The following is a 22,009-nucleotide window of genomic DNA, read 5'->3' on the forward strand; positions in this document are numbered from 1 at the left end:
CTCCTGGCGAGTGCGCGGCGCCTGCGGGGAGTGCGGCGGTATCACGCAGAAGCGGTTCTCCTGCGATCCGCTCTCAGCCGTACAGCGTACGCCAGCCAAGCTTCAGCCTTCCCCTCGGGGCGCGTGATGTTTTCCTCATTTTCGATGGCGGGAGTGGGGAATAGCACCTGATTTACCGGGCGGAACAGGGAGGCTTCCCCGGAACGAGGCGCTCCGCCGCCCTTACGGTGAAGACCATGTGCACGTCATGGACATGCCATGCGCTTCCCCGCCGTCCGCCGCCACTCGGAATCGCACACGCGCTCACCCCGCCGGCCCGCACACCCTCTCCGCTCCGGGAAAGCCACGCCCACCCGAATGAGTGAGTGCAAGACGCTCCGCCCGGTGGGTAGTTACCGAGGGGAAAGCGGCCGAAGGCAGGGGGACCACCGCACAACACGCCTTGTTCCACCGTGAATTGTTTGCCATAACCACGCTTTTGTGCGCGTGGGCCATCAGGCCGCAAGGGGAAGGACCATCCATGACGGTTGAGCCGGGTGTCGCGTCGGAGGCTGCGACGGGGAACGGCCAGTCTCAGCGGAGTCTGAGCACCGCTGCGGCGCGGAATTTGGCGACGACCACCAAATCCGCGCCACAGATGCAGGGAATCACATCACGGTGGCTGCTGCGGGTGCTGCCGTGGGTCGAGGCCGCCGGCGGCGCCTACCGGGTCAACCGGAGGCTCAGCTATTCGGTGGGCGACGGGAGGGTGGACTTCGTCCAGACCGGTTCCGAGGTCCGGGTGATCCCGGCGGAGCTCGGCGAACTGCCGGTGCTGCGCGGCTTCTCCGACGACGCGGTGCTGACCGCCCTCGCCGGGCAGTTCGAGCAACGCGAGTACGCGCCCGGCGAGACGATCGTGACCGCCGGGCAGCCGGCCGACCACGTCTTCCTGATCGCGCACGGCAAGATCAACAAGCTGGCCCCGGCCAAGTGGGACGGCCAGGGCGTGATCGGCAGCATCACCGACGGCGGCCACTTCGGCTCCGAGAGCCTGGCCGGCCCCGACGGGCCGTGGGAGTTCACCGCCAGGGCGGCCACCGCGGTCACCCTGCTCGCCCTGCCGCGCCAGGCGTTCCAGAACGTCATGCAGCAGGCCGACGGGCTGCGCGAGCACGTCGCGGGCTTCGTCAGCGGCACCCAGCAGGCCCAGAACCCCTACGGCGAGAAGGCCATCGAACTCTCCTCGGGCCACGTCGGGGAACCGGACCTGCCCGGCACCTTCGTGGACTACGAGCTCTCTCCGCGCGAGTACGAACTGAGCGTCGCGCAGACCGTGCTGAAGGTGCACAGCCGCGTCGCCGACCTCTACAACAAGCCCTACAACCAGGTCGAGCAGCAGGTGAAGCTGACCATCGAGGCACTGCGGGAACGGCAGGAGCACGAACTGGTCAACAACCGGGAGTTCGGCCTGCTGCACAACGCCGACTACCGGCAGCGCATCACCACGCACTCCGGCCCGCCCACTCCGGACGACCTCGACGAGCTGATCAGCCGGCGCCGCAACGCCCAGTACCTGCTGGCGCATCCGCGGGCGATCGCTGCCATCGGAAGGGAGTTCAACAGCCGCGGTCTGGTGCCGCAGAACATCGACTTCCACGGCCACCACATCCCGTCCTGGCGCGGAATCCCGATCCTCCCCTGCAACAAGATCCCGATCACCCGTGAGAACACCACCTCGATCCTGGTGATGCGCACGGGCGAGGACAACCAGGGCGTGATCGGTCTGCACCAGACGGGAATCCCCGACGAGTTCGAGCCCGGGCTCTCGGTGCGTTTCATGGGGATCGACGAAAAGGCGATCATCTCCTACCTCGTCAGCACCTACTATTCGGCAGCCGTCCTCGTCCCCGACGCCCTCGGCGTCCTGGAGAACGTGGAGATCGCGCGCCCCGGGGACTGACCACCGCCACGGCAAGCGGACCCGGGCCCCCGGACCCGGACCGCGCAACCCCCGGACGGGGTGGGGATTTTCCCCACCCCGGTTCCGGTGGGCGGCCTGATTCCGGGCGCGCCGGGCACTCCGTAGCGTCCCGGGTATGACGAAGACCACCCGCACATCGAGGACCGCCGCCGCCGTCGCGGCCGTCGTGGCACTGATCGGTACGGCGTCCGCCTGCGCGAACGCCTCCGACGACAGGGAGCCGGAGCGCAGGAGCTTCGCGCTCGCCGGTGGCGAGCTGACCATCGACTCCTCCGACAGCGCGATTGTGGTGAAGCCCGCCGACGTGGCCGAGGTGCGGGTCACCCGGTGGCTCGACGGCTGGGCCGTGCTCGGTCACGCTCCCGAGGCCACCTGGGCGATGCGCGGGAACACGCTGTCCCTGCGCACCAAGTGCCAGGGTGTGGTGCAGGACTGCGCGGTGCGCCACGAGGTCCTGGTGCCGCGTGGGGTCGGCCTGACGGTGGTGAGCGGTGACGGCCGTGTGGAGGCGAGCGGTTTCCATACGCCGCTGCGGCTCACCACCCGCGACGGCTCGGTCGTCGTCCGGGACGTGACCGGTCCGCTCCGGCTCTCCAGCGGGGACGGCCGGATCGACGCCGGCGGCATCGGCTCCCGCGAGGTCAGGGTCCACACCGCGGACGGCTCGGTCACCCTGGCCTTCGACGGGGTGCCCGACCTCGTCGAGGCGACGAGCGGTGACGGCCGGGTCCGGGTCGCGCTGCCCCACCAGAGCTACAAGGTGTCCGCGCACTCGGGCGACGGGCACGTCAGCGTCGACGTTCCCCGTGACGCGGCCAGCGGCCATGTCGTGACGGTCCGTACGGGGGACGGCTCGGTGAGCGTCACGGAAGCCGGCCGCTGACCGCAACCGCCCGACCCGTGTATTCGTCCCAGCCAGGTGGGAGACTGGAGCGGACAACCACCGGCGGCGGACCAGCGGGAGAGGGCGACTGTGACGACGGCACGCTCGTGGTGGCGGCGCGGGGACAATCTGCGCGCCGACGCCCAGGCCGCGAAGGACGCCGCCGCCGAGGCCTTCTATGAGCTCGACACGGCGCAGCGCGACCTGGTGATCTCGATAGAGACCATCACCGCGGTCGACAGCTCCCCCGCCGCACGGCGCGCGAGCGAGGACTTCCGTGCCCTGGGCGAACGCATCGACCAGGTCAGCGCCGCCTACATCGCCGCAGTCGACGCCCACGACCTGGACCGCGACGAGTTGGAGGCAGCCACCGCGGCCCGCGCCCGCACCGAGCTCACCAAGGCGAAGGACGACCTGGTCCGTGCCAGGAAGGACCTGGACGCCTTCGCCCGGGGGCTCGGCCCGCTGCTGGACAAGGCCGAGACCCAGCTGGCCCGCCTCGCCCCCGCGGTCGAAAGGGCGCGGCAGGCCCTGCTCGCCGCGTCCGACGCACTGGACGCCGTACGGGCCTCCGGCCTGCGCGCGGACGACCTCGCGGCCCGGCTGGCCGCCCTCGGACCGGAGCTGACCAAGCTCAACCAGGGCGCCGGGACACACGGCGTGCAGGAGACCATCCGGCGCGCGGACGAGGTGCTGCGCGCCGCCGAGGCCATCCGAGCGGAGGCCGAGCGGCTGCCCGAGCGGGCCCACGAGACCGGCAAGCGGATCGTGTCGCTGCGCACGCGGAGCCAGGCCCTGGCCACCCGCACGGAGGGCGTCGATCCGGTCCTCAGCGAGCTGCGCCGGCGCTTCAGCATGGCGTGCTGGCAGGACCTGCAGGACGTGCCGGAGCGGGCGACGAAGGCCGTGGGAAGCGCGGAGCGGAAGCTCTCGGAGGCGGCGAAGGCCCGGGACGAGCAGCGCTGGCCGGACGCGACAGCCCTGCTCGGCACGGTGCGGGCGCTGCTCGACGACGCCGACGCGGCGGTGTCCGCCGCCGGCGACCGCCTGCGGCGGCTGAACGAGGTCAGCAAGGACCCGCAGGGCGAGATCGAGCGCACGCGGTTCGCCGTCCGGGACGCCCAGCGGCTCGCCATGCAGGGCCGTACGACACCGGAGCAGCGGCACGCCCGCCCCCTCGACGAGGCTGTGGCCCGGCTGGACCGCGCGGTCGAAGGCCTCCAGGGCCGGCACCCCGACTGGTGGCACTTCCTCACCGAGACGGCGGCGGTGCGCGACACGGCGGCCCGGGTCGTCGCCGCGATCCGCGAGGACCGCGCCTCCGGGCGGGCCTAGCGTCACCTGGTCGTGCGCTGTCGGGCCCTCCCGCCCTACCTGGTCGTGCGGCGCGAGGCACCGCTCCCGGAGCGGACGGTTCCCGGGGCCCGTCAGCCGCAGCAGCCGCCCCCGCAGCAGCCACCGCCGCCGCCCGCGGCCGGCCGGGGGGCCGCGGCGGCGGAGGCGGTACCGCCGACCGCGACCGTCGACAGGAGCTTGACGGTGTCGTCGTGCCCGGCGGGGCACTCCGCCGGCGCGGAGGACTCGGCCATCGGCCGGCTCAGCTCGAACGTGGTGCCGCAGGAGCGGCAGCGGTACTCGTAACGGGGCATGGGCACAGATTAACCACGGCTCACAGCGTGCGCGCCAGGGTCAGCCCGTCCGCCACGGTCAGCAGCAGCGCCTCGACGCGCCCGTCGGACGCGACCCGGTCGTTGAAGGCCCGGATCGCGGCCGTGTCCCCGGTGGCGTGCGGGTCCACCACCCGCCCGTGGTAGAGCGTGTTGTCGGCGGCGATGATCCCGCCGGGCCGCATCCGCGGGACCAGTTCCTCCCAGTAGGGGACGTAGTTGCCCTTGTCCGCGTCGAGGTAGACGAGGTCGATCCACGGATCGCGCGGCAGGGCCCGCAGTGTGTCGAGCGCGGGCGCGATCCGCAGGTCGATCCGGTCGGCGACACCGGCCTTCTCCCACGCCTCGCGGGCGACCGCGGTCCACTCCTCGGAGATGTCGCAGGCGATCAGCCGTCCGTCCGCGGGCAGCGCCTGCGCCATCGACAGCGCCGAGAAGCCGGTGAAGGTGCCGACCTCGACCACGTGCCGCGCACCGGTCAGCCGTACCAGGAAGGCCAGCAGGGGGCCCTGTTCGCGCGCCGACTGCATGGCCGCCGCGGCGCCGAAACGGGCCCGCGTGATCTCGACCAGCTCCTCCCGCACCGGGTCCAGGGGCGGGTTGTGCTCGAGGACGTAGGCATACAGTTCGGGTGTGAGCTGCGGGTTCTTGGTCTCGGGCACGGCTGCTCCTTAAGGTGGCGGCATGTACGTGGATGACGTCCTCGCCCTGGTGCCCAGCATGGCAGGCAGGCGGGTGCTGCTGGGGTTGGCGGGCGCGCCGGCCGCGGGCAAGTCGACGCTGGCCCGTTCGCTGGTGGCGGAGGTCGACGCGCGGCTCGGCGCGGGCACGGCGGCGTATGTGCCCATGGACGGCTTCCACCTCTCCAACGCCCAGTTGGACCGCCTCGGACTCCGCGGCCGCAAGGGCGCGCCGGAGACCTTCGACGTGGACGGCTACGTCCATCTGCTGCGGCGGCTGCGTTCGCCGCAGGGCCGCACGGTCTACGCGCCGGACTTCGACCGGGCCCTGGACAAGCCGGTCGCCGCGGGGATCGCCGTCCCGCCCCAGGCCCGGCTGGTGGTGACGGAGGGGAACTACCTGGCCGACGGGGCCGACGGCTGGCAGGAGGTCAGGGAGCTGCTGGACGAGCTGTGGTACGTCGAGGCCGACGCGGCCGTCCGCGAGGAGCGGTTGCTGGCACGGCATGTGACGGGCGGTCGTACGCAGGCGGAGGCCCGCGCCTTCATCGAGGCCAGCGAACGGCCGAACGCGCTGCGCGTCGAGGCGGCGCGCAGCGCGTGCACACGGGTCGTGCGCCCCGGCCTGATCAGCGGCGCGCCACGCTGAGCATCCGGCGCAGGATCTCCTCACCCGCCGCGACACCCGGCAGGGTCAGCGCGTCGACGTGCGGCGCGCCCCACCCGGTGTCGGCGAGTTCGCCGTGGCCGGGACGCCAGGCGGTGTGGGCGGCGAGCAGCAGTTCGGCGTCGAGGAGGGAGTCCCCCGCGGCGAGCACGTGGTCGGCGCCGGTGCGGCGGACGACCTCGGCCAGGGCCGCGGACTTGGTGAGCGGCCCCGGCACGGCGTAGACCTTGCGGCCCTGCAGCGAGACCGTCCAGCCCCGCTCGCGCGCCCATTCGGCGAAGTCCTTCACCCAGCTCTCGGGCAGCAGCGACCGCTCCACGACCAGGTAGACGAACAGGTCCTCGGCGACGCGCTCCTTGCGCAGCCAGGTGGCGTCGGCGGTGCGGGCCAGGTGTGCGCGGACCTCTTCCAGCGGCGCGCAGCCCTCGGCGAGGCGGCGGCGCATCTCGGCGTTCCAGTCGTGGTCGGTGTGGCCCTTGACCAGGATGTGCCCGCCGTTGGCGCAGATCGCGTACCGGGGCACCGGGCCCGGCAGGTTGATGCGCCGGTACTGCTTGCGGGTGCGGGTGGTCGTCGGGACGAACTCGGCGGCGGCCGCGAGGCGCTGGATGAGCGCCGCTGCGGTCTCCGTCATGAAGGACAGCGGCCGGCCCTCGTGCACCTCGACGCACAGCAGCCTCGGGGCCTCCTCGTCGGCCACGGAAAGGGCGAGGGCCGACGGCGAGTAGATGAGGGTGCGGTCCAGGTCGCTGGCGACGAGGGACCTCACGATCTCCGGGCGCTGCTTCACTTGGCGTCCACCGCCTTGCCGTCCGTTCCGGTCGCGCCCCGGGTGAAGCGCGGGTGGATCAGCCCGACGCACGAGTACGGCAGGTCGTCCACCTCCTCCACCGGGACTCCGCGCTGCTCGGCGAGCAGCCTGATGTGCGCCAGATCGCTGCCCGCGCCCCGCCGGGCGAGCACCCGCCAGGGCACGCGGCGCAGCAGCACCCGGGTGGTCTCGCCGACGCCGGGCTTGACCAGGTTGACGTCGCCGATGCCGTACTCCTCGCTGATCCGCTCGACCGCGGCCCACCCCTCCCAGGTGGGCGTGCGGTCGCCGGACCGGAGCTCCTTGACGTCCCGGGCGACCTCGTCGGCCACGGCGGCGAAGCGGGCCGAGACCTCGTCCACGAAGAGGCGGGAGACGTCCGCGCCGGCCAGCTCTCGGTAGAACTTGGCGCCGTGGAAGTCGCCGGGGCCGATCAGGTCGGCACGCAGCACGGTGCGCGAGACCAGGCCGGAGACGGTGGAGTTCAGGCACGCGGAGGGGATGAGGAAGTCGTCGCGGGTGCCGAAGGTGCGCACGCACGACCCGGGGTCGGCGAGCACCGCGATCTCCGGGTCGAAGCCTGCGAAGGGGGCCACGGCGTCGGCCAGTTCGCGGGTGATGGCGCCCTTGCCGGTCCAGCCGTCGACGAACACCGCCCGGGCGGGGTCGTGGTGCTCGGCCAGCCAGCGCAGGGCGGTGGTGTCGATGCCCCGGCCGCGGACGATGGACACGGCGTAGTGCGGCAGGTCCAGGTTGTGCGCGTGCCGGGCCCAGCGGCGCATCAGCACGCCGACCGGGGTGCCGGCGCGGGCCAGCGACACCAGGACGGCGTCCGGGCCGCGTTCGGCGAGCACCAGCTCGGTCACGGCGCCGACGGCGCGGGCGATCCGGGCGGCGGAGTCGGTCAGCGCGGTCCGGAACAGCTCCTGGTACTCCGCGCTGGGCTGGTACTCCACGGGCAGCGATTCCGCGTAGTGCGCCCCGCCGCTCTGGATGGCCTCCTCGCGCTCCTCGGTGGGCGCCTCCAGTTCGACGTCGGAGAGGTCCTTCAGCAGCCAGCCGACCTCGTCGGGCGCGTACGAGGAGAACGCGGGCCCGCGCAGCGGTTCCGGGAGCGTCGGGGCGGGCGGGCGGGGTTCGTACGAGGGCACCACGGCCAGCAGGAGCCTTTCGGTATGGGCGGGGAGCTGCGCGAGCAGCCCTCCGGGGGCGTGCAGGGCGGGTGTGTCGCCCACGCTGTCCACGACCGCGACGACGGCGTCGAAGCCCGCGCCCGCCACGTTGTACGCGTAGCGTTCGCCGGGGCCGTCGGCCGGGCCGTCGTGGTCGGGGAAGGCGATCCGGGTACGTATCGCGTACCCCGGATCGTCCACGGCCAGGACCGGCGAACGGGTCGTCGTGGAGAACCGCACCTCCGCGGCGGGCAGGGCGTCCTGCAGGGCCTGCGCCAGCCGCAGCGGGGCGTACATCAGCTCCTCGGCGCCGAGGACGAGGACGCGGGGCGCCGGGTGGCCGTCGCCGCGGGCGCGCGAGCCCTCGGCACGGCTTCCCGCCAGCCCTTCGGCCAGGCGTGCCGCCATCGCCGGCAGCTCCGCCTCCAGCTGCGCGCGGTGCGCCGGTGTGAAGCCGTGCCGGCCTCCGTCGGGCAGCCCGGCGGGCCAGTCGAGGTGCACCCGGTGCGGCGCCGCGGCCGGGGCGGGTCGGGCGGGCTCAGGGCGGGCGGTGGCGCTGTGCGCGGCGACCAGCGCCTGTCCGCGCTCCAGCACCCCGTCGGGGAGGACGACCGTGCCGGAGGCCAGCGCGATGACGTCGACGCCGGCGCCCAGCTCGGCCGCGAATCCGGCGAGCAGCGCGCGGTCGGCCTCCGAGCGCATGTCGACCAGGGCGACCACCACGTAGCGGCGGCGCGGATAGCGGGTGTGCAGCGCCCGCACCGTGTTGAGCACCGTCCGGCCGGTGGAGAACTCGTCGTCGACCAGCACCAGCGGCCCGTCCCCGGCCAGCAGGCCGGGGTTTTCGGGCAGCAGCAGGTGCGAGGTCGCGTGGCTGTGCTCCTCCTCGAAGCCGCCGACCGGCTCGACCCCGGGGACCGGGCGCCGCGTGGAGTGCAGGTAGGGGGCGGTCCCCATACCGTCGGCGACGGCGTGCCCGAGACCGGTCGCGGTCTCGGCGTAGCCGAGCACCACGGCCCGGGCCGCCTCCTCCTCGCCCAGCAGCTCCTGCACGCGCGCCCCGAGGCCGTATCCGGCCTCGTAGACGATCCGGGGGCGCTGGGGCACATGCTTGCCCAGCACGTTGGAGACCAGCAGGTGCGCCCGCTTGGGGTTGCGGCGCAGAGCGAGGCCGAGCAGATCCCTCAGCCCGTCGCCCCGCAGGGTGACGCCGAGCCGGTCGGCGACCCACTGCCCGGACCAGACATGCCCGTCCGCCACGTGCGGGGCACTCTCCCTCTCGCCGCGGGTCATGACGGCACGCACGCGGCGAGCAGCTCGACGAAGCCGATCTCCTCCCGCGCCACGCCGAAGACCTCGGCGCGCCGTACGGTGCGCTCGGCCCAGGCGCGGTGCGGCTTCACCTCGTTCATCTTGTTGGTGTAGGCCGAGCGCAGCACGCCTCCGCCGCTGCGGTCCTCGTGGAGGATGTCGACGGCGTCGCTCCACTCCTCGTGGCTGACAACGCTGAGCGCGTGCACGGGCTGGACGTGGGAGGGGTGGATGCAGGTCTTGCCCTGCAGGCCGTTGGTCCGGTCCAGTTCGATCTCGCGCAGCAGTCCGTCCATGTCCCGCTGGATGAGGGCGTCGCGCAGGTCGACGGCCTCGGGGACGAAGGGGCTCTGCCGCAGCAGTGGCTTGAACATGCGCTCGGAGTGCTTGAAGTACTCCCAGACCGGTCCGGTGATGGTGAAGCCGGTGCCGTCGGCGCGCCCGAGGACGTTGACGACGTCGGCGATGACCGAGGCGACGATGCGGACGTCGTAGGCCGTCATGTCGGGTGAGCGGCGCAGCCCGTAGGCGGAGCAGAAGTCGGTGACGCCGAGCCGCAGCGCGAGGACGCGGTCGCGGTACTTGTCGACGGTGCGGGAGATGCCGTACAGGGTCTCGGTGCGGGTCTCGAGGTGGAGCAGCTGCGGGGACTCCAGGACCGGCATCGCGAACAGCCGCTGCCCGCAGTCCGCCTCGGCGGCGGCGAGGGCCTCCAGGAAGGGGACCCCGGACTCCTCGGTGAACTTGGGGAGCACGAACCCGGAGAGCAGGGAGGCGGCGGCGCCGAGCCGGCGCACGAGGTCGGTGATCTGCTCGGGGGTGCGGACGCGTATGAAGAGCAGCGGGGGGTCACCGTCCTGGAGCCGGTGGGAGAGTTCGCCGAGCTGGCGGACGAGGTTCTCCTCCCCGGCCTCGACCTCGCGGTCGTCGATGGAGTCCTCCAGGCAGAGCACCATCGACACGACGCCGCGCGCGCCCTGCTTGAGCACGTCGTCGGCGAGCCTCGGCCGGGTGGCCGGGCAGTAGAGGGTGGCGCCGAGCGCGACGGCCAGCGTGGCGGCAGGTGAGGCCGCCGAGAACTCGGCGGGCTCCCGGTGGAAGAGCTCGTTCCGTACGTCGGGTGCGAGGTGCCCGAAGTGGCGCATGCGTCCCCCGTGGCTGTTGGTGGAAAGGTGGGAAGCGTCCCCCGACGCCGTGGCCGATTATCGTACGTGCGGGGTCGCGCGGACGTTCCCGGCGTACGTGAAAATCAGGTAACCGCTTCCGGTCCGGCGTGTGACCGCCGGTCCGCCGTGCCGCTCCCGCACGGCCCGCCCACCGCAGCCCCCGCGTTGTGGGCACGGGCGTCGGGAGGGCAGGATTACGCGCATGACGCAGGCGATGGTGAAGGGCTCCAACATCCCGGTGACGGCTTCGGGCGTGCGGGCGGTGCTCCGCTGGAGCCCGGGGGCGGGTGTGCCGGACGTCGACGCCTCGGCGCTGCTGCTGGGCGCGGACGACCGCGTGCGCTCGGACGAGGACTTCGTCTTCTACAACCAGCCGCGGCACCCCGGGGGCGCCGCCCGGCACCTGCCCAAGCGCAGCGAACCAGCCGGGCTGACGGACGCCGTCGAGGTGGACCTCACCGCTCTCGACGAGGGCGTGGAACGGGTGGTCGTCGCGGCCTCCTCGGACGGCGGCCCCTTCGCCCTGGTCTCCGACCTGACGGTGCTGCTCTACGACACGGCCGCGGAGCCCGAGGGGGAGCCCTTGGCGCTCTTCCACGTCGTCCCGGACACCGGCGACGAGTCCGCGCTGATCTGCGGCGAGCTGTACCGCAGGGCGGGCGGCTGGAAGTTCCGCGCGCTGGGACAGGGCTACGCCTCGGGGCTGGAGGCGCTGGCCACCGAGTTCGGCGTCACCGTGGAGGAGGGCGACCTCGACGAGGCGCCTCCGCAGCGAACGGAGGACGAGTCGGCCCCGCCCCCGCAGCCCGTGCCGCCGACCGTCCTGGCCGCCGAGCCGGACGAGTACACCCTGCAGGCCCCGGCGCCGGTGCCGCCGCAGCCCGCCGCGCCGCCCGCCTACGGCTACCCGCAGGAGCCGCAGCCCACCGTGGCCGCCCCCGCCTACGGCTACCCGCAGGAGCCGCAGCCCACCGTGGCCGCCCCGGCCCCGGCTCCCGCCCCCGCGTACGGCTACCCGCACGAGCAGCCGGCCCCCGCCTACGGCTACGGCTACCCGCAGCCGGTGCAGGCGTTCCGGCTGCCGCCGATGGGCCCGCAGTTCCAGGAAGGCCGCTGAGCCTGCCCGACGGGGGCCGCGCGCTCCTCAGGCCTTGGTCTTGTAGCCGCGGCCCCACTGCAGGCCCCAGCCGTAGAGCCGGTCGATCTCGGCCTGGAAGCCGTAGACGTACTTCACCTCGCGGCGCACGGTCAGGTCGCCCTTCTTGTTCTCGATGAGCACCACGGCACAGGAGCGGGCCTGCGGCTCGCGCTCGTCGAGCAGGATCTCGATCCGCGGGCCGGAACTGGGGAAGATCTCCACCTTGGCGTGGGTCCGATCAAAGGCGGGCGTGCCGTCGTAGATGTAGACGAAGACGAGCATGCGCTTGAACTCGTCGTGCTTGTCGAGGTTGATGTAGAGCGTCTCGCCGGATGAGCCGCCGAAGCGGTCGTCCCCGGTCATCTGGATGTACGGCGGGGCGTCGAGGTCGCCGAGGAAGCCGCCGAGCGGCTGGACGACCCCCTTGGTGCCGTCGGCGAGCTCGTACATGCACGCCAGGTCGAGGTCGACGTTGACCATGGCGGGGCCGGCGGCCTGCACCGGCTCGGGCCTGAAGAACTGTGTCTGGCGGCTGAGCCAGGAGCCTCTGCGCTGGTTCCAGCCGCCGGTGTCGGAGGTGCGCATCTGCCAGGACAGGTTGATGCGCAGATTGCCGGCGGCCGCGCCCTGCTTGGACAGGGAGACGGCCTGGTGCCGCCTGGTGAGCTCGATGGTGTGCGCGTTCGCCACGTCGAACTGCGCGTTGAAGCCGCCGCTCGGCCGCAGGAAGTTCCACATGTCCGTCCGTCCCCTGCACGCGGGCCGCCCCCCGCCGGGTGGGCGGGGGGCGGCGTACCGGTTGTCCTGACGAGACAGGGCTCAGACCCCGCTCGTCACCTCCGCTTTGTCGTCCCGCTGCTCGGAGCTTTCCCCGAGACGGCGGTTTCGCACCACCGAGGACCAGTAGGAGGCGCCGATCAGGACGACGCCGACGAGGCCGGTGATGACCTCGTTGATCTCGAACTTGATGGTGACCAGGAGGATGACCGCCAGCGCGCCGATCGCGTAGTGCGCGCCGTGCTCCAGGTAGACGTAGTCGTCCAGGGTGCCCTTGCGGACCAGGAAGACGGTGAGCGACCGGATGTACATCGCACCGATGCCCAGGCCGAGGGCGATGATGAAGATGTCGTTGGAGATCGCGAACGCGCCGATGACGCCGTCGAAGGAGAACGACGCGTCGATGACCTCGAGGTAGAGGAAGAGGAAGAACGCCGCCTTGCCCGCCAGGCCGACGGCCGAGGATCCGCTGCCTGCCGGCTTGCCGCCCGCGCTCAGCTCGTCGAGTTCCTCGTCGGCCTCCTCCGACTCGTCCTCCAGCCGGTCCTCGAAGTAGCTCGAGATACCGCCGACGATGAGGTAGGTCAGGAGGCCGCCGATGCCGGCGAGCAGCACCGTGGAGGACTTGTCGCCACCGCCGTGCGAGACGTCGGTGGCCAGGGTGGTGGCGGTGATCAGCAGGGCGACGAGGGCGACGACCACGGAGAGCGTGTCGAGCTTGCCGAGCTTGGCCAGCGGCTTCTCCAGCCAGGCGAGCCACTTGTGCTCACGCTCCTCGAAGATGAAGTCGAGGAAGATCATCAGCAGGAACATCCCGCCGAAGGCGGCGATCGACGGGTGCGCGGAGGTGACGAGGTGCTCGTACTTCTCCTTGTCGTTGATCGCCAGGTTGACGGCCTCGATGGGCCCGAGTTTCGCCGTGATCGACACGATGATGATCGGGAAGACGAGGCGCATGCCGAAGACGGCGATCAGAATGCCGACGGTGAGGAAGATCTTCTGCCAGAAGGCGTTCATCTTCCGCAGGATGCCCGCGTTGATCACCGCGTTGTCGAAGGAGAGCGAGATCTCCAGCACCGACAGGATGGCCACGAGGGCAAACCCCTTGGCACCCCACAGGAAACCGGCGAGGGCCAGGCCGGCGGCGGTGACGCCGAACGACCACCCGAAAGTTCGGAGGAGCACTGGATATCCAATCCCTTTACGAAACGTTGACCCCAAAGTCTAGGGCGATGCCCCGGAGCCCTGATGCATACCCCTGGCCAACGGCTCGGAACTTCCATTCACCGCCGTAACGGTACAACTCCCCGAAGATCATCGCCGTTTCGCCGGAGGCGTCCTCGGAGAGGTCGTAGCGCGCCAGCTCGCTCTGGTCGGCCTGGTTGACCACCCGGATGAAAGCGTTGCTGACCTGCCCGAAGGTCTGGCCGCGGACATCGGCGTCGTGGATCGACACCGGGAACACGATCTTGTCGACCCGCTCGGGCACGGCGGTCAGGTCCACCAGCAGGACCTCGTCGTCGCCATCGCCGTCACCGGTCAGGTTGTCGCCGGTGTGCTCGACCGAGCCCTCCGGGCTCTTGAGGTTGTTGTAGAAGACGAAGTACTCGTCGCCGAGCACCCGGCCCGAGGCGCACAGCAGCGCGCTGGCGTCCAGGTCGAAGGGCGCTCCGGTGGTGGAGCGCGCGTCCCAGCCGAGACCGATCAGCACGTTGGTCAGGTTGGGTGCGGCCTTGGTGAGAGAGACGTTGCCCCCCTTGGCGAGCGTCACGCCCATGCTGTACTCCTCCTCCGCGGGGGCTCGCGGCCCGCAGGACGCGGACCGCGAGGCCCCGGCGAATCAGACGTTGACGCCGAAGTCCTGCGCGATGCCGCGCAGGCCGGACGCATAACCCTGGCCGATGGCCCGGAACTTCCACTCGGCACCGTGGCGGTACAGCTCCCCGAAGACCATCGCCGTCTCGGTCGAGGCGTCCTCCGTGAGGTCGTACCGGGCGAGCTCCCTGCCGTCGGCCTGGTTGACCACCCGGATGAACGCGTTGCGGACCTGGCCGAACGACTGCTGACGGGTCTCGGCGTCGTAGATCGACACCGGGAAGACGATCTTGGCGACCTCGGTCGGCACCCCTGCCAGGTCCACCTTGATCTGCTCGTCGTCGCCCTCGCCCTCACCCGTGATGTTGTCACCGGTGTGCTCCACGGAGCCGTCGGGGCTCCTGAGGTTGTTGAAGAAGACGAAGTGCTGGTCGGAGAGGACCTTGCCCTCGGCGCCCGTGAGCAGGGCGCTGGCGTCGAGGTCGAAGTCCACGCCCGTGGTGGTGCGGGCGTCCCACCCGAGGCCGACGACGACGGCCGTGAGGTTGGGGGCCTCCTTCGTCAGCGATACGTTGCCACCCTTGCTGAGGCTGACTCCCACGAGTCCTCCCATGTCGTCGCGTTCTGCTTGTCTCGAGGTCGTATCAGGATCAACGCCCCGAGGCTAGTACCCGGTTCCCCGCGACTACAGGGCTTCGAGCGCCTTGAGGTACTCGTTCAGGTCACGGGCGTCCGGCAGTCCGTTGACGACGGTCCAGCGGACCACGCCCTTCTCGTCGATGACGAAGGTGCCGCGCAGCGCGCAGCCCTTGTCCTCGGCGAAGACCCCGTAGGCGCGGGAGACCTCGCCGTGCGGCCAGAAGTCGGACAGCAGCGGGAAGTCCAGGCCCTCCTGGTCGGAGAAGACCCGCTGGGTGTGCATCGAGTCGGTGGAGACGGCGAGCAGCTGGACCTCGTCGTTCTGGAAGGCCGGCAGTTCGTCGCGGAGCGCGCCCAACTCGTCCGTGCAGACCCCGGTGAAGGCGAAGGGGTAGAAGAGCAGCACGACCTTCTTGGCACCCTCGAAGTCGGAAAGCCGCACGGTCCGGCCGTGCTGGTCCCGCAGTTCGAAGTCCGGGGCCTGGTCGCCGACGGCGAGCGCCATGGGGGACACACCTCTCTTGTGGACGGTGACGGAGCCCGCGCCCGGGCCCTGCCGCCAGTCTCGCACCGCGGCCCCCGCCGGGGCGCCGCGGCCCACGCCCAACGCATCGCGGTCCCGGCAAACGCACCGCGCCCCCGCGACGCTCGGTCACGGGGGCGCGGTGCGGCCTGCGGCGCTGCTCAGCGCTTGCCGGCTTTCGCCGTCTTGGGGGTCACCAGTCGACTGGCGGTCCAGTCCTTGGAGACGTTGACACTGCTGGTCTGGGCCAGGCCCGCGGTCTGCGCGGCCTCCCCGATGTCACTCGGCTCGACGTGCCCGTCACGGCCGGTCTTCGGGGTCATGAGCCAGATCTGGGCGCCCTCGTCGATGGCGGACGTGGCGTCGACCAGGGCGTCGGTCAGATCGCCGTCATCATCACGGAACCACAGGATGACGCCGTCGGCGACGTCGTCGTACTCCTCGTCCGCGAGCTCTTCGCCCGTGATCCCCTCAATACCCTCGCGGAGCTCATGGTCGACGTCGTCGTCGTAGCCGAGCTCCTGGACCACCTGTCCGGGCTCAAAACCAAGCCGGCTCGCCGGGTTGGTTTGCTCCTCCGCGTGGCCCGCGGTCGCGCTCACGCTCTGCCTCCTGTCATGGGGGTCGTCTTCCCGCTCCAGTGCGGGGTTATGGGCGGTAGTCCACACGGGCGCGGCGGATCGCGCAAGTACCCAGCCGCCCATCCCGCCCAAACGTTGACGTGTCACCGCAACCCGAACCGTGAGGGGTGACGTAGCTCACTCCACTATGCCAGGATTTCTACCCAATCGGCGCTGCGGTCGGTCGTACGTCCGACTGGGCGTAGAGTTGCCGTTTGGTCGAACGGCCACCGGACAGCCACGCGCGAGCCTCAAGAGGGTCTGCAAGAGGGGGGTCTGTCTCACTTAGTGGTGGTTACCACTCGGTAGAGATGACGTATCCCGAACGCGCGGTACACGATGGAGGCGGCGCGACCCAGCAGAGCAAGACCCTAGAAGCGAAGGAATAGCGTGGCTTCCGGATCAGATCGCAACCCGATCATCATTGGCGGCCTTCCCAGCCAGGTCCCGGATTTCGATCCCGAGGAGACGGCGGAATGGCTCGACTCGCTTGACGCCGCCATCGACGAGCGCGGACGTGAGCGCGCCCGCTACCTCATGCTCCGCCTGATCGAGCGGGCCCGCGAGCGGCGGGTCGCTGTGCCCGAGATGCGCAGCACGGATTACGTCAACACCATCGCGACCAAGGACGAGCCGTTCTTCCCCGGCAACGAGGACGTCGAGCGGCGCATCCTGAACGCGACCCGCTGGAACGCGGCGGTCATGGTGTCCCGGGCCCAGCGGCCGGGGATCGGCGTCGGCGGGCACATCGCCACCTTCGCTTCCTCCGCCTCCCTGTACGACGTGGGCTTCAACCACTTCTTCCGGGGCAAGGACGACGGCAAGGGAGGGGACCAGATCTTCTTCCAGGGTCACGCCTCCCCCGGCGTGTACGCCCGCGCCTTCCTGCTGGACCGGCTCTCCGAGACCCAGCTCGACGCCTTCCGCCAGGAGAGGTCCAAGGCGCCGTACGGCCTGTCGAGCTACCCGCACCCGCGTCTCATGCCGGACTTCTGGGAGTTCCCGACCGTCTCCATGGGCCTCGGCCCGCTGGGCGCGATCTACCAGGCCCGGATGAACCGCTACCTGCAGGCGCGCGGCATCGCCGACACCGAGCAGTCGCACGTGTGGGCGTTCCTCGGCGACGGCGAGATGGACGAGCCCGAGTCGCTCGGCCAGCTCTCTCTGGCCGCCCGCGAGGGCCTGGACAACCTCACGTTCGTCGTCAACTGCAACCTGCAGCGGCTCGACGGCCCGGTGCGCGGCAACGGCAAGATCATCCAGGAGCTGGAGTCGCAGTTCCGCGGCGCCGGCTGGAACGTCATCAAGCTGATCTGGGACCGCTCCTGGGACCCGCTGCTCGCCCAGGACCGCGACGGCGTGCTGGTGAACAAGCTCAACACCACGCCCGACGGCCAGTTCCAGACCTACGCCACCGAGACCGGCGCCTACATCCGCCGGCACTTCTTCGGTGACGACCACCGGCTGCGCGCGATGGTCGAGAACCTCACCGACGACCAGATCCTGCACCTGGGCCGCGGCGGCCACGACCACCGCAAGATCTACGCGGCGTACAAGGCGGCCCGTGAGCACAAGGGCCAGCCCACCGTGATCCTGGCCCAGACCGTCAAGGGCTGGACGCTCGGCCCGAACTTCGAGGGCCGCAACGCGACCCACCAGATGAAGAAGCTGACGGTCGAGGACCTCAAGCGCTTCCGCGACCGGCTGCACCTGCCGATCTCCGACAAGGAGCTCGAGTCCGGCGCCCCGCCGTACTACCACCCGGGCCGGAACTCCGAGGAGATCCAGTACATGCACGACCGGCGCAAGGGCCTGGGCGGTTACGTCCCGACCCGCGTCGTGCGCGCGAAGCCGCTGGCGCTGCCGGACGACAAGGCCTACGCGGCGACCCGCAAGGGCTCCGGCCAGCAGACGATCGCCACCACCATGGCCTTCGTCCGGCTGCTGAAGGACCTCATGCGGGACAAGGAGATCGGCAAGCGCTTCGTGCCGATCGCCCCGGACGAGTACCGCACCTTCGGCATGGACTCGCTCTTCCCGTCGGCCAAGATCTACAACCCGCTGGGCCAGACGTACGAGTCGGTCGACCGCGAGCTGCTGCTGGCCTACAAGGAGTCCCCCACCGGCCAGATGCTGCACGACGGCATCTCCGAGGCGGGCTGCACCGCCTCGCTGATCGCCGCCGGGTCCTCCTACGCCACCCACGGCGAGCCGCTGATCCCGGTCTACGTCTTCTACTCGATGTTCGGCTTCCAGCGCACCGGCGACCAGTTCTGGCAGATGTCCGACCAGCTGGCGCGCGGTTTCGTGCTGGGCGCCACGGCGGGCCGCACCACCCTCACCGGTGAGGGCCTGCAGCACGCCGACGGCCACTCGCACCTGCTGGCCTCGACCAACCCGGCCGTCGTCGCCTACGACCCGGCGTTCGGCTTCGAGCTCGCCCACATCGTCAAGGACGGCCTGCGCCGCATGTACGGCCAGCCCGCCCCCGGCGAGGACCCGAACGTCTTCTACTACCTCACCGTCTACAACGAGCCGATCGTCCAGCCGGCCGAGCCGCAGAACGTGGACGTCGAGGGCATCCTGAAGGGCCTGTACAAGTACCGGTCCGCCGAGGCGGGCGCGATCCCGGCGCAGATCCTGGCGTCCGGCGTCGCGGTGCCGTGGGCGCTGGAGGCGCAGAGGATCCTCGCCGAGGAGTGGAACGTCCGGGCCGACGTGTGGTCCGCGACCTCCTGGAACGAGCTGCGGCGTGACGCCGTGGAGGCCGAGGAGCACAACCTGCTCCACCCGGAGGAGGAGCAGCGCGTCCCGTACGTGACGCGGAAGCTCAGTGGCTCCGAGGGCCCCTTCGTGGCCGTGTCGGACTGGATGCGGGCCGTCCCGGACCAGATCTCCCGCTGGGTGCCCGGCACGTGGCAGTCGCTCGGCGCCGACGGCTTCGGCTTCGCCGACACCCGTGGCGCGGCGCGCCGGTTCTTCCACATCGACGCCCAGTCGGTGGTCCTCGGCGTGCTCACCGAGCTCGCCAGGGAAGGGAAGATCGACCGCTCGGTGCTGAAGCAGGCGATCGACCGCTACAAGCTGCTCGACGTCGCGGCCGCCGACCCCGGCGCCGCGGGCGGCGACGCGTAAGGCCGTCGCCCCACCCGGGGCCCCCGTCGCGACCACGCGGCGGGGGCCTCGGTCGTTCCCGGCTCCCCGCGGGCCCGGTCACCGGCCGGCCATCCGGAAGGCGCGGACCGTGTGCCGTGGCTCCGGGACCCCTGTGCCGGACGGGAACGTCGTGAAGTCGCCCTGGGGTGGCGCTGCCGGCGCTCCGGCGGGTCGTCACCGGCCCGCCGGACCGGTGGGCCGGCGACTTCGCGGACGTCCCCGGCGGCAGCGGCGCACGGGGTTCCGATGTCTGTGTCCGCGCGTTCGTGGACGAGACGTGCCCCGCGGAAGCCGCCTCCGGCCCATGGGCGCGGCTCGCCCGGATCGCGGCGAGTGGCGGGACCGCCCGCCGCGGCGGCCGGGGCGGCCCGGCAGCGAGCGCCGGAGTGGCCGGGGCTGCCCGGGCCGCGGCTGCCGCGGTCAGCACAAGGCCCAGGACGGTCAGTGCTGCCAGGGCGGTCAGTGCTGCCGGTACTGCGCCGTGCATGTGGATCACTCCCCCGTGGTGGCCGTGCTTCCACGGTGAACGGCGAGGCCCGGGGCCGCCAAGGGCCCCGGGCCTCGTTCACCCGGATAGGGGGTTCTCCGGCGTCAGATGTGCACGCCGCCGCCCGCGGCGTCCGCGTTGACGCCGCGCTTGGTCAGGAAGGCGATGGCCGCCGCGAAGGCGGCCACGACGCCGGCGACGGTGAAGGCGAGGCCCATTCCCGAAAGGAAGGTCTCATGGGTGACCTTCGTGACCAGCGCGACGACCTCGGCCGGGGTGTCCTTGGCGACCGGCGGCACACCGACCACGACCGCGTCGGCGGCCTGCGCCGCCTGCTCGCCCTTCAGCGGGGGCAGGCCCGCGGCGGCCCACTTCTCGGGCAGCACACCGTCCACCCGCGAGGCCATGACCGTGCCCAGCACGGCGGTGCCGAGGCTGCCGCCCACCTGCATCGCGGAGCCCTGGAGGCCGCCGGCCACGCCCGACAGCTCCAGCGGGGCGTTGCCGACGATGACGTCGGTGGCGCCGACCATCACGGGGGCCAGGCCGAGGCCCAGCAGTCCGAACCAGAGGGACATGACCGCTGTGCCGGAGTCGGCCTCGAGGCTCGTCATGCCGAACATGGCGACCGCCGTGAACACCATGCCGCCGACCAGCGGCACCCTGGGGCCGAACCTGGTGATCAGCGCGCCTGCGACGGGCGAGCTGACGATCATCATCGCGGTGAGCGGCAGCAGGTGGACGCCGCATTCCACCGCCGACATGCCGTGCACGTTCTGCAGGTAGAAGGTGACGAAGAACAGGCCGCCCAGGAAGGCGAAGGCCATCAGCACCATCAGCGCGGTGCCCGCGGACAGCGGCACCGAGCGGAACATCCGCAGCGGGATCAGCGGCTCGGCGGACTTGTTCTCCCAGAGCGCGAACAGTACGAAGAGCAGCACCGAGCCGACCAGGAAGCCCAGCGTCAGCGGATCGCCCCAGCCCCACTCAGGTGCCTTGATCAGGCCCCACACCAGGCCGAACATCGCGCCGGAGAGCAGCACGATGCCTGGGATGTCGAAGGACCGCGGGGCGTTCTCGGCGCGTACGTCCTTCAGGATGACCAGGCCCATGGCGAGCGCGACCAGGCCCACGGGCACGTTGATGAAGAAGACCGATTCCCAGTTGACGTGCTCGACGAGCAGCCCGCCCGCGATCGGTCCGGCGGCGGTGGAGGCGCCGATGACCATGCCCCAGATGCCGATGGCCATGTTGAGCTTCTCGGCCGGGAAGGTGGCGCGCAGCAGGCCGAGCGCGGCGGGCTGCAGCAGCGCGCCGAAGACGCCCTGCAGGACGCGGAGCGCGATCACCATGCCGACGCCGCTGGACACGCCGATCAGGCCGGAGGTGAGGGCGAAGCCCGCGAGGCCGACGAGGAAGGTCTGGCGGTGGCCGAACCGGTCGCCGAGCTTGCCCGCGGTGATCAGGGAGACCGCCAGGGCCAGCATGTAGCCGGTGGTGATCCACTGGATCTGCTCGCGGGAGGCGCCCAGGTCGGCCTGGATGGCCGGGTTGGCGACGGCGACGATCGTGCCGTCCAGCGCCACCACCATGACGCCGACGGCGACCGAGAACAGGGTCAGCCAGGAGTGACCGCGGAGGGATTTCTTGGAAGGCGCCGGTATCGGTTCCGGGGCCTTGTCGGTGACGACGGAGCCTTGGGTCATGGGCAGGAGAATATGGCAGAGACTGACAAGTGACCAAAGCAGACATGCGCTGGTAACTGACAGGTTGCACGGAAAGTATCGTGGCCCCAACGGAGGTGGACGGCAGATGAAGCACGCGACGTGCGCGGCACCCGTGTGCGGGCTGCGCGAACGCAAGAAGCGGCGCACGCGCGACGCCCTCATACGGGCGGCGATCGAGCTGTTCGTCGTCAAGGGGTACGAGCGCACGACCGTCGACGAGATCGCCGCGGAGGTGGAGGTCTCGCAGCGCACCTTCTTCCGCTATTTCGCGGGCAAGGAGGAGGTCGCGCTCGCACTGGAGGACATCGTCGAGGCGGCCTTCGTCGGCGCGGTGGCCGAGCGCCCGGCCGGCGAGGCCCCCTTCGAGGCGCTGCGCGCGGCGCTGAACGAGTCCTGGCACAGCATCGGCGCCGTCATCGCCGCCGTCGTACCGCTGCCCACGTACATGGCGATGTACCGGGTGATCGAGTCGACGCCGACGCTGCTGTCCGCGCAGATGCGCCACTCGGCGCTCGTCGAGGAGCAGCTGGCCTCGGTCATCGCCGCCCGCGAGGGCCTGGACCCGGCCGACCCGCGGCCGCGGGTGCTGGTGTCGGCCGTAGGCGGGGTCATCCGGGCGGCGCAGCGCCTGTGGGGCAACGGCGACGAGACCACTGTGGAGTCCATCCGCCGGATCACCGAGGAGCATCTCGACCTGCTGGTCCCGGTCCTGGCGCAGCCCTGGGACGAACACCGCGGTCTGTCCGGAATCTCCCTGCTCCAAACGTGACGTGAGTCACTGCGTGCTCCGGGCGGTGTACGGCGTCT

At 71.3% G+C, this 22,009-nt stretch carries 19 protein-coding genes; 7 read left to right on the top strand and 12 right to left on the bottom strand.

Annotated features, from left to right (window positions below):
• Positions 1 to 520 precede the first annotated feature (520 nt).
• The 3 genes from ACRWND_RS07160 to ACRWND_RS07170 all read left to right on the top strand — a co-directional run bounded on the left by ACRWND_RS07160 (position 521) and on the right by ACRWND_RS07170 (position 4,181).
• Complete coding sequence (locus ACRWND_RS07160; RefSeq protein ID WP_431947106.1) at positions 521 to 1,942, top strand: family 2B encapsulin nanocompartment shell protein; 1,422 nt, start codon at positions 521 to 523, stop codon at positions 1,940 to 1,942.
• A 136-nt stretch (positions 1,943 to 2,078) separates the two neighbouring features.
• Positions 2,079 to 2,846 (top strand): DUF4097 family beta strand repeat-containing protein, encoded by a 768-nt coding sequence (locus ACRWND_RS07165; protein ID WP_431947108.1) that lies wholly within the window; start codon positions 2,079 to 2,081, stop codon positions 2,844 to 2,846.
• A 90-nt stretch (positions 2,847 to 2,936) separates the two neighbouring features.
• Positions 2,937 to 4,181, top strand: a complete 1,245-nt coding sequence (locus ACRWND_RS07170; RefSeq protein ID WP_431947110.1) for a hypothetical protein — start codon at positions 2,937 to 2,939, stop codon at positions 4,179 to 4,181.
• A 92-nt stretch (positions 4,182 to 4,273) separates the two neighbouring features.
• Here the strand turns inward: ACRWND_RS07170 and ACRWND_RS07175 are convergent, their stop codons facing one another.
• On the bottom strand, positions 4,274 to 4,495 hold the full coding sequence (locus ACRWND_RS07175; protein WP_431947112.1) for an FmdB family zinc ribbon protein: 222 nt from the start codon (positions 4,493 to 4,495) through the stop codon (positions 4,274 to 4,276).
• A gap of 20 nt (positions 4,496 to 4,515) precedes the next feature.
• A complete protein-coding gene (locus ACRWND_RS07180) occupies positions 4,516 to 5,175 on the bottom strand; it encodes an O-methyltransferase (protein ID WP_431947114.1) in 660 nt (219 codons plus the stop codon).
• A 22-nt stretch (positions 5,176 to 5,197) separates the two neighbouring features.
• Here ACRWND_RS07180 and ACRWND_RS07185 point away from each other — a divergent pair, with 22 nt between their 5' ends.
• Positions 5,198 to 5,842, top strand: a complete 645-nt coding sequence (locus ACRWND_RS07185; protein WP_431947116.1) for a nucleoside/nucleotide kinase family protein — start codon at positions 5,198 to 5,200, stop codon at positions 5,840 to 5,842.
• Here ACRWND_RS07185 and ACRWND_RS07190 read toward each other — a convergent pair.
• From ACRWND_RS07190 to ACRWND_RS07200, 3 genes are read right to left on the bottom strand one after another with little or no spacing between them, the layout of a single operon-like run.
• Entirely contained in the window at positions 5,823 to 6,650 is an 828-nt protein-coding gene (locus ACRWND_RS07190; protein ID WP_431947118.1) for an HAD family hydrolase, read from the bottom strand. The two genes, ACRWND_RS07185 and ACRWND_RS07190, sit on opposite strands and share 20 nt — an antisense overlap.
• Entirely contained in the window at positions 6,647 to 9,136 is a 2,490-nt protein-coding gene (locus ACRWND_RS07195; protein WP_431947120.1) for a phosphoribosyltransferase, read from the bottom strand. The genes ACRWND_RS07190 and ACRWND_RS07195 overlap by 4 nt, the downstream gene beginning before the upstream one ends.
• Positions 9,133 to 10,299: an HpcH/HpaI aldolase/citrate lyase family protein gene (locus ACRWND_RS07200; protein ID WP_431947122.1), complete on the bottom strand. Its 1,167-nt coding sequence runs from the start codon at positions 10,297 to 10,299 to the stop codon at positions 9,133 to 9,135. The genes ACRWND_RS07195 and ACRWND_RS07200 overlap by 4 nt, the downstream gene beginning before the upstream one ends.
• A 223-nt stretch (positions 10,300 to 10,522) precedes the next feature.
• Between ACRWND_RS07200 and ACRWND_RS07205 the strand changes: the two genes are divergently transcribed.
• A complete protein-coding gene (locus ACRWND_RS07205) occupies positions 10,523 to 11,437 on the top strand; it encodes a TerD family protein (RefSeq protein ID WP_431947124.1) in 915 nt (304 codons plus the stop codon).
• 27 nt (positions 11,438 to 11,464) lie between these two features.
• Here ACRWND_RS07205 and ACRWND_RS07210 read toward each other — a convergent pair whose 3' ends face one another.
• From ACRWND_RS07210 to ACRWND_RS07235, 6 genes are all read right to left on the bottom strand, one after another.
• Positions 11,465 to 12,196 (bottom strand): TerD family protein, encoded by a 732-nt coding sequence (locus tag ACRWND_RS07210; RefSeq protein ID WP_431947126.1) that lies wholly within the window; start codon positions 12,194 to 12,196, stop codon positions 11,465 to 11,467.
• 81 nt (positions 12,197 to 12,277) lie between these two features.
• Positions 12,278 to 13,420: a DUF475 domain-containing protein gene (locus tag ACRWND_RS07215; protein ID WP_431947128.1), complete on the bottom strand. Its 1,143-nt coding sequence runs from the start codon at positions 13,418 to 13,420 to the stop codon at positions 12,278 to 12,280.
• A 16-nt stretch (positions 13,421 to 13,436) separates the two neighbouring features.
• Positions 13,437 to 14,012, bottom strand: coding sequence for a TerD family protein (locus ACRWND_RS07220; protein ID WP_431947130.1), 576 nt, complete (start codon positions 14,010 to 14,012; stop codon positions 13,437 to 13,439).
• A gap of 63 nt (positions 14,013 to 14,075) precedes the next feature.
• Positions 14,076 to 14,651, bottom strand: a complete 576-nt coding sequence (locus ACRWND_RS07225; RefSeq protein WP_431947224.1) for a TerD family protein — start codon at positions 14,649 to 14,651, stop codon at positions 14,076 to 14,078.
• Between the two features lie 84 nt (positions 14,652 to 14,735).
• A complete protein-coding gene (locus ACRWND_RS07230; RefSeq protein ID WP_431947132.1) occupies positions 14,736 to 15,194 on the bottom strand; it encodes a peroxiredoxin in 459 nt (152 codons plus the stop codon).
• 179 nt (positions 15,195 to 15,373) lie between these two features.
• The gene (locus ACRWND_RS07235) at positions 15,374 to 15,814 is read right to left on the bottom strand and encodes a DUF3052 domain-containing protein (protein WP_026250565.1); all 441 of its coding nucleotides are present in this window, start codon (positions 15,812 to 15,814) and stop codon (positions 15,374 to 15,376) included.
• Positions 15,815 to 16,222: 408 nt separating this feature from the next.
• Between ACRWND_RS07235 and aceE the strand changes: the two genes are divergently transcribed.
• Entirely contained in the window at positions 16,223 to 18,967 is a 2,745-nt protein-coding gene (gene aceE / locus ACRWND_RS07240) for a pyruvate dehydrogenase (acetyl-transferring), homodimeric type (RefSeq protein WP_431947134.1), read from the top strand.
• 612 nt (positions 18,968 to 19,579) lie between these two features.
• On the opposite strand, the gene ACRWND_RS07245 is transcribed toward aceE, so the two are convergent.
• Positions 19,580 to 21,181 (bottom strand): MFS transporter, encoded by a 1,602-nt coding sequence (locus ACRWND_RS07245; protein ID WP_431947136.1) that lies wholly within the window; start codon positions 21,179 to 21,181, stop codon positions 19,580 to 19,582.
• 106 nt (positions 21,182 to 21,287) lie between these two features.
• Between ACRWND_RS07245 and ACRWND_RS07250 the strand changes: the two genes are divergently transcribed.
• The gene (locus tag ACRWND_RS07250) at positions 21,288 to 21,971 is read left to right on the top strand and encodes a TetR/AcrR family transcriptional regulator (RefSeq protein WP_431947138.1); all 684 of its coding nucleotides are present in this window, start codon (positions 21,288 to 21,290) and stop codon (positions 21,969 to 21,971) included.
• Positions 21,972 to 22,009: the final 38 nt, after the last annotated feature.

This window comes from Actinacidiphila sp. bgisy167 (genome assembly GCF_965342175.1).
Lineage (GTDB): Bacteria > Actinomycetota > Actinomycetes > Streptomycetales > Streptomycetaceae > Actinacidiphila.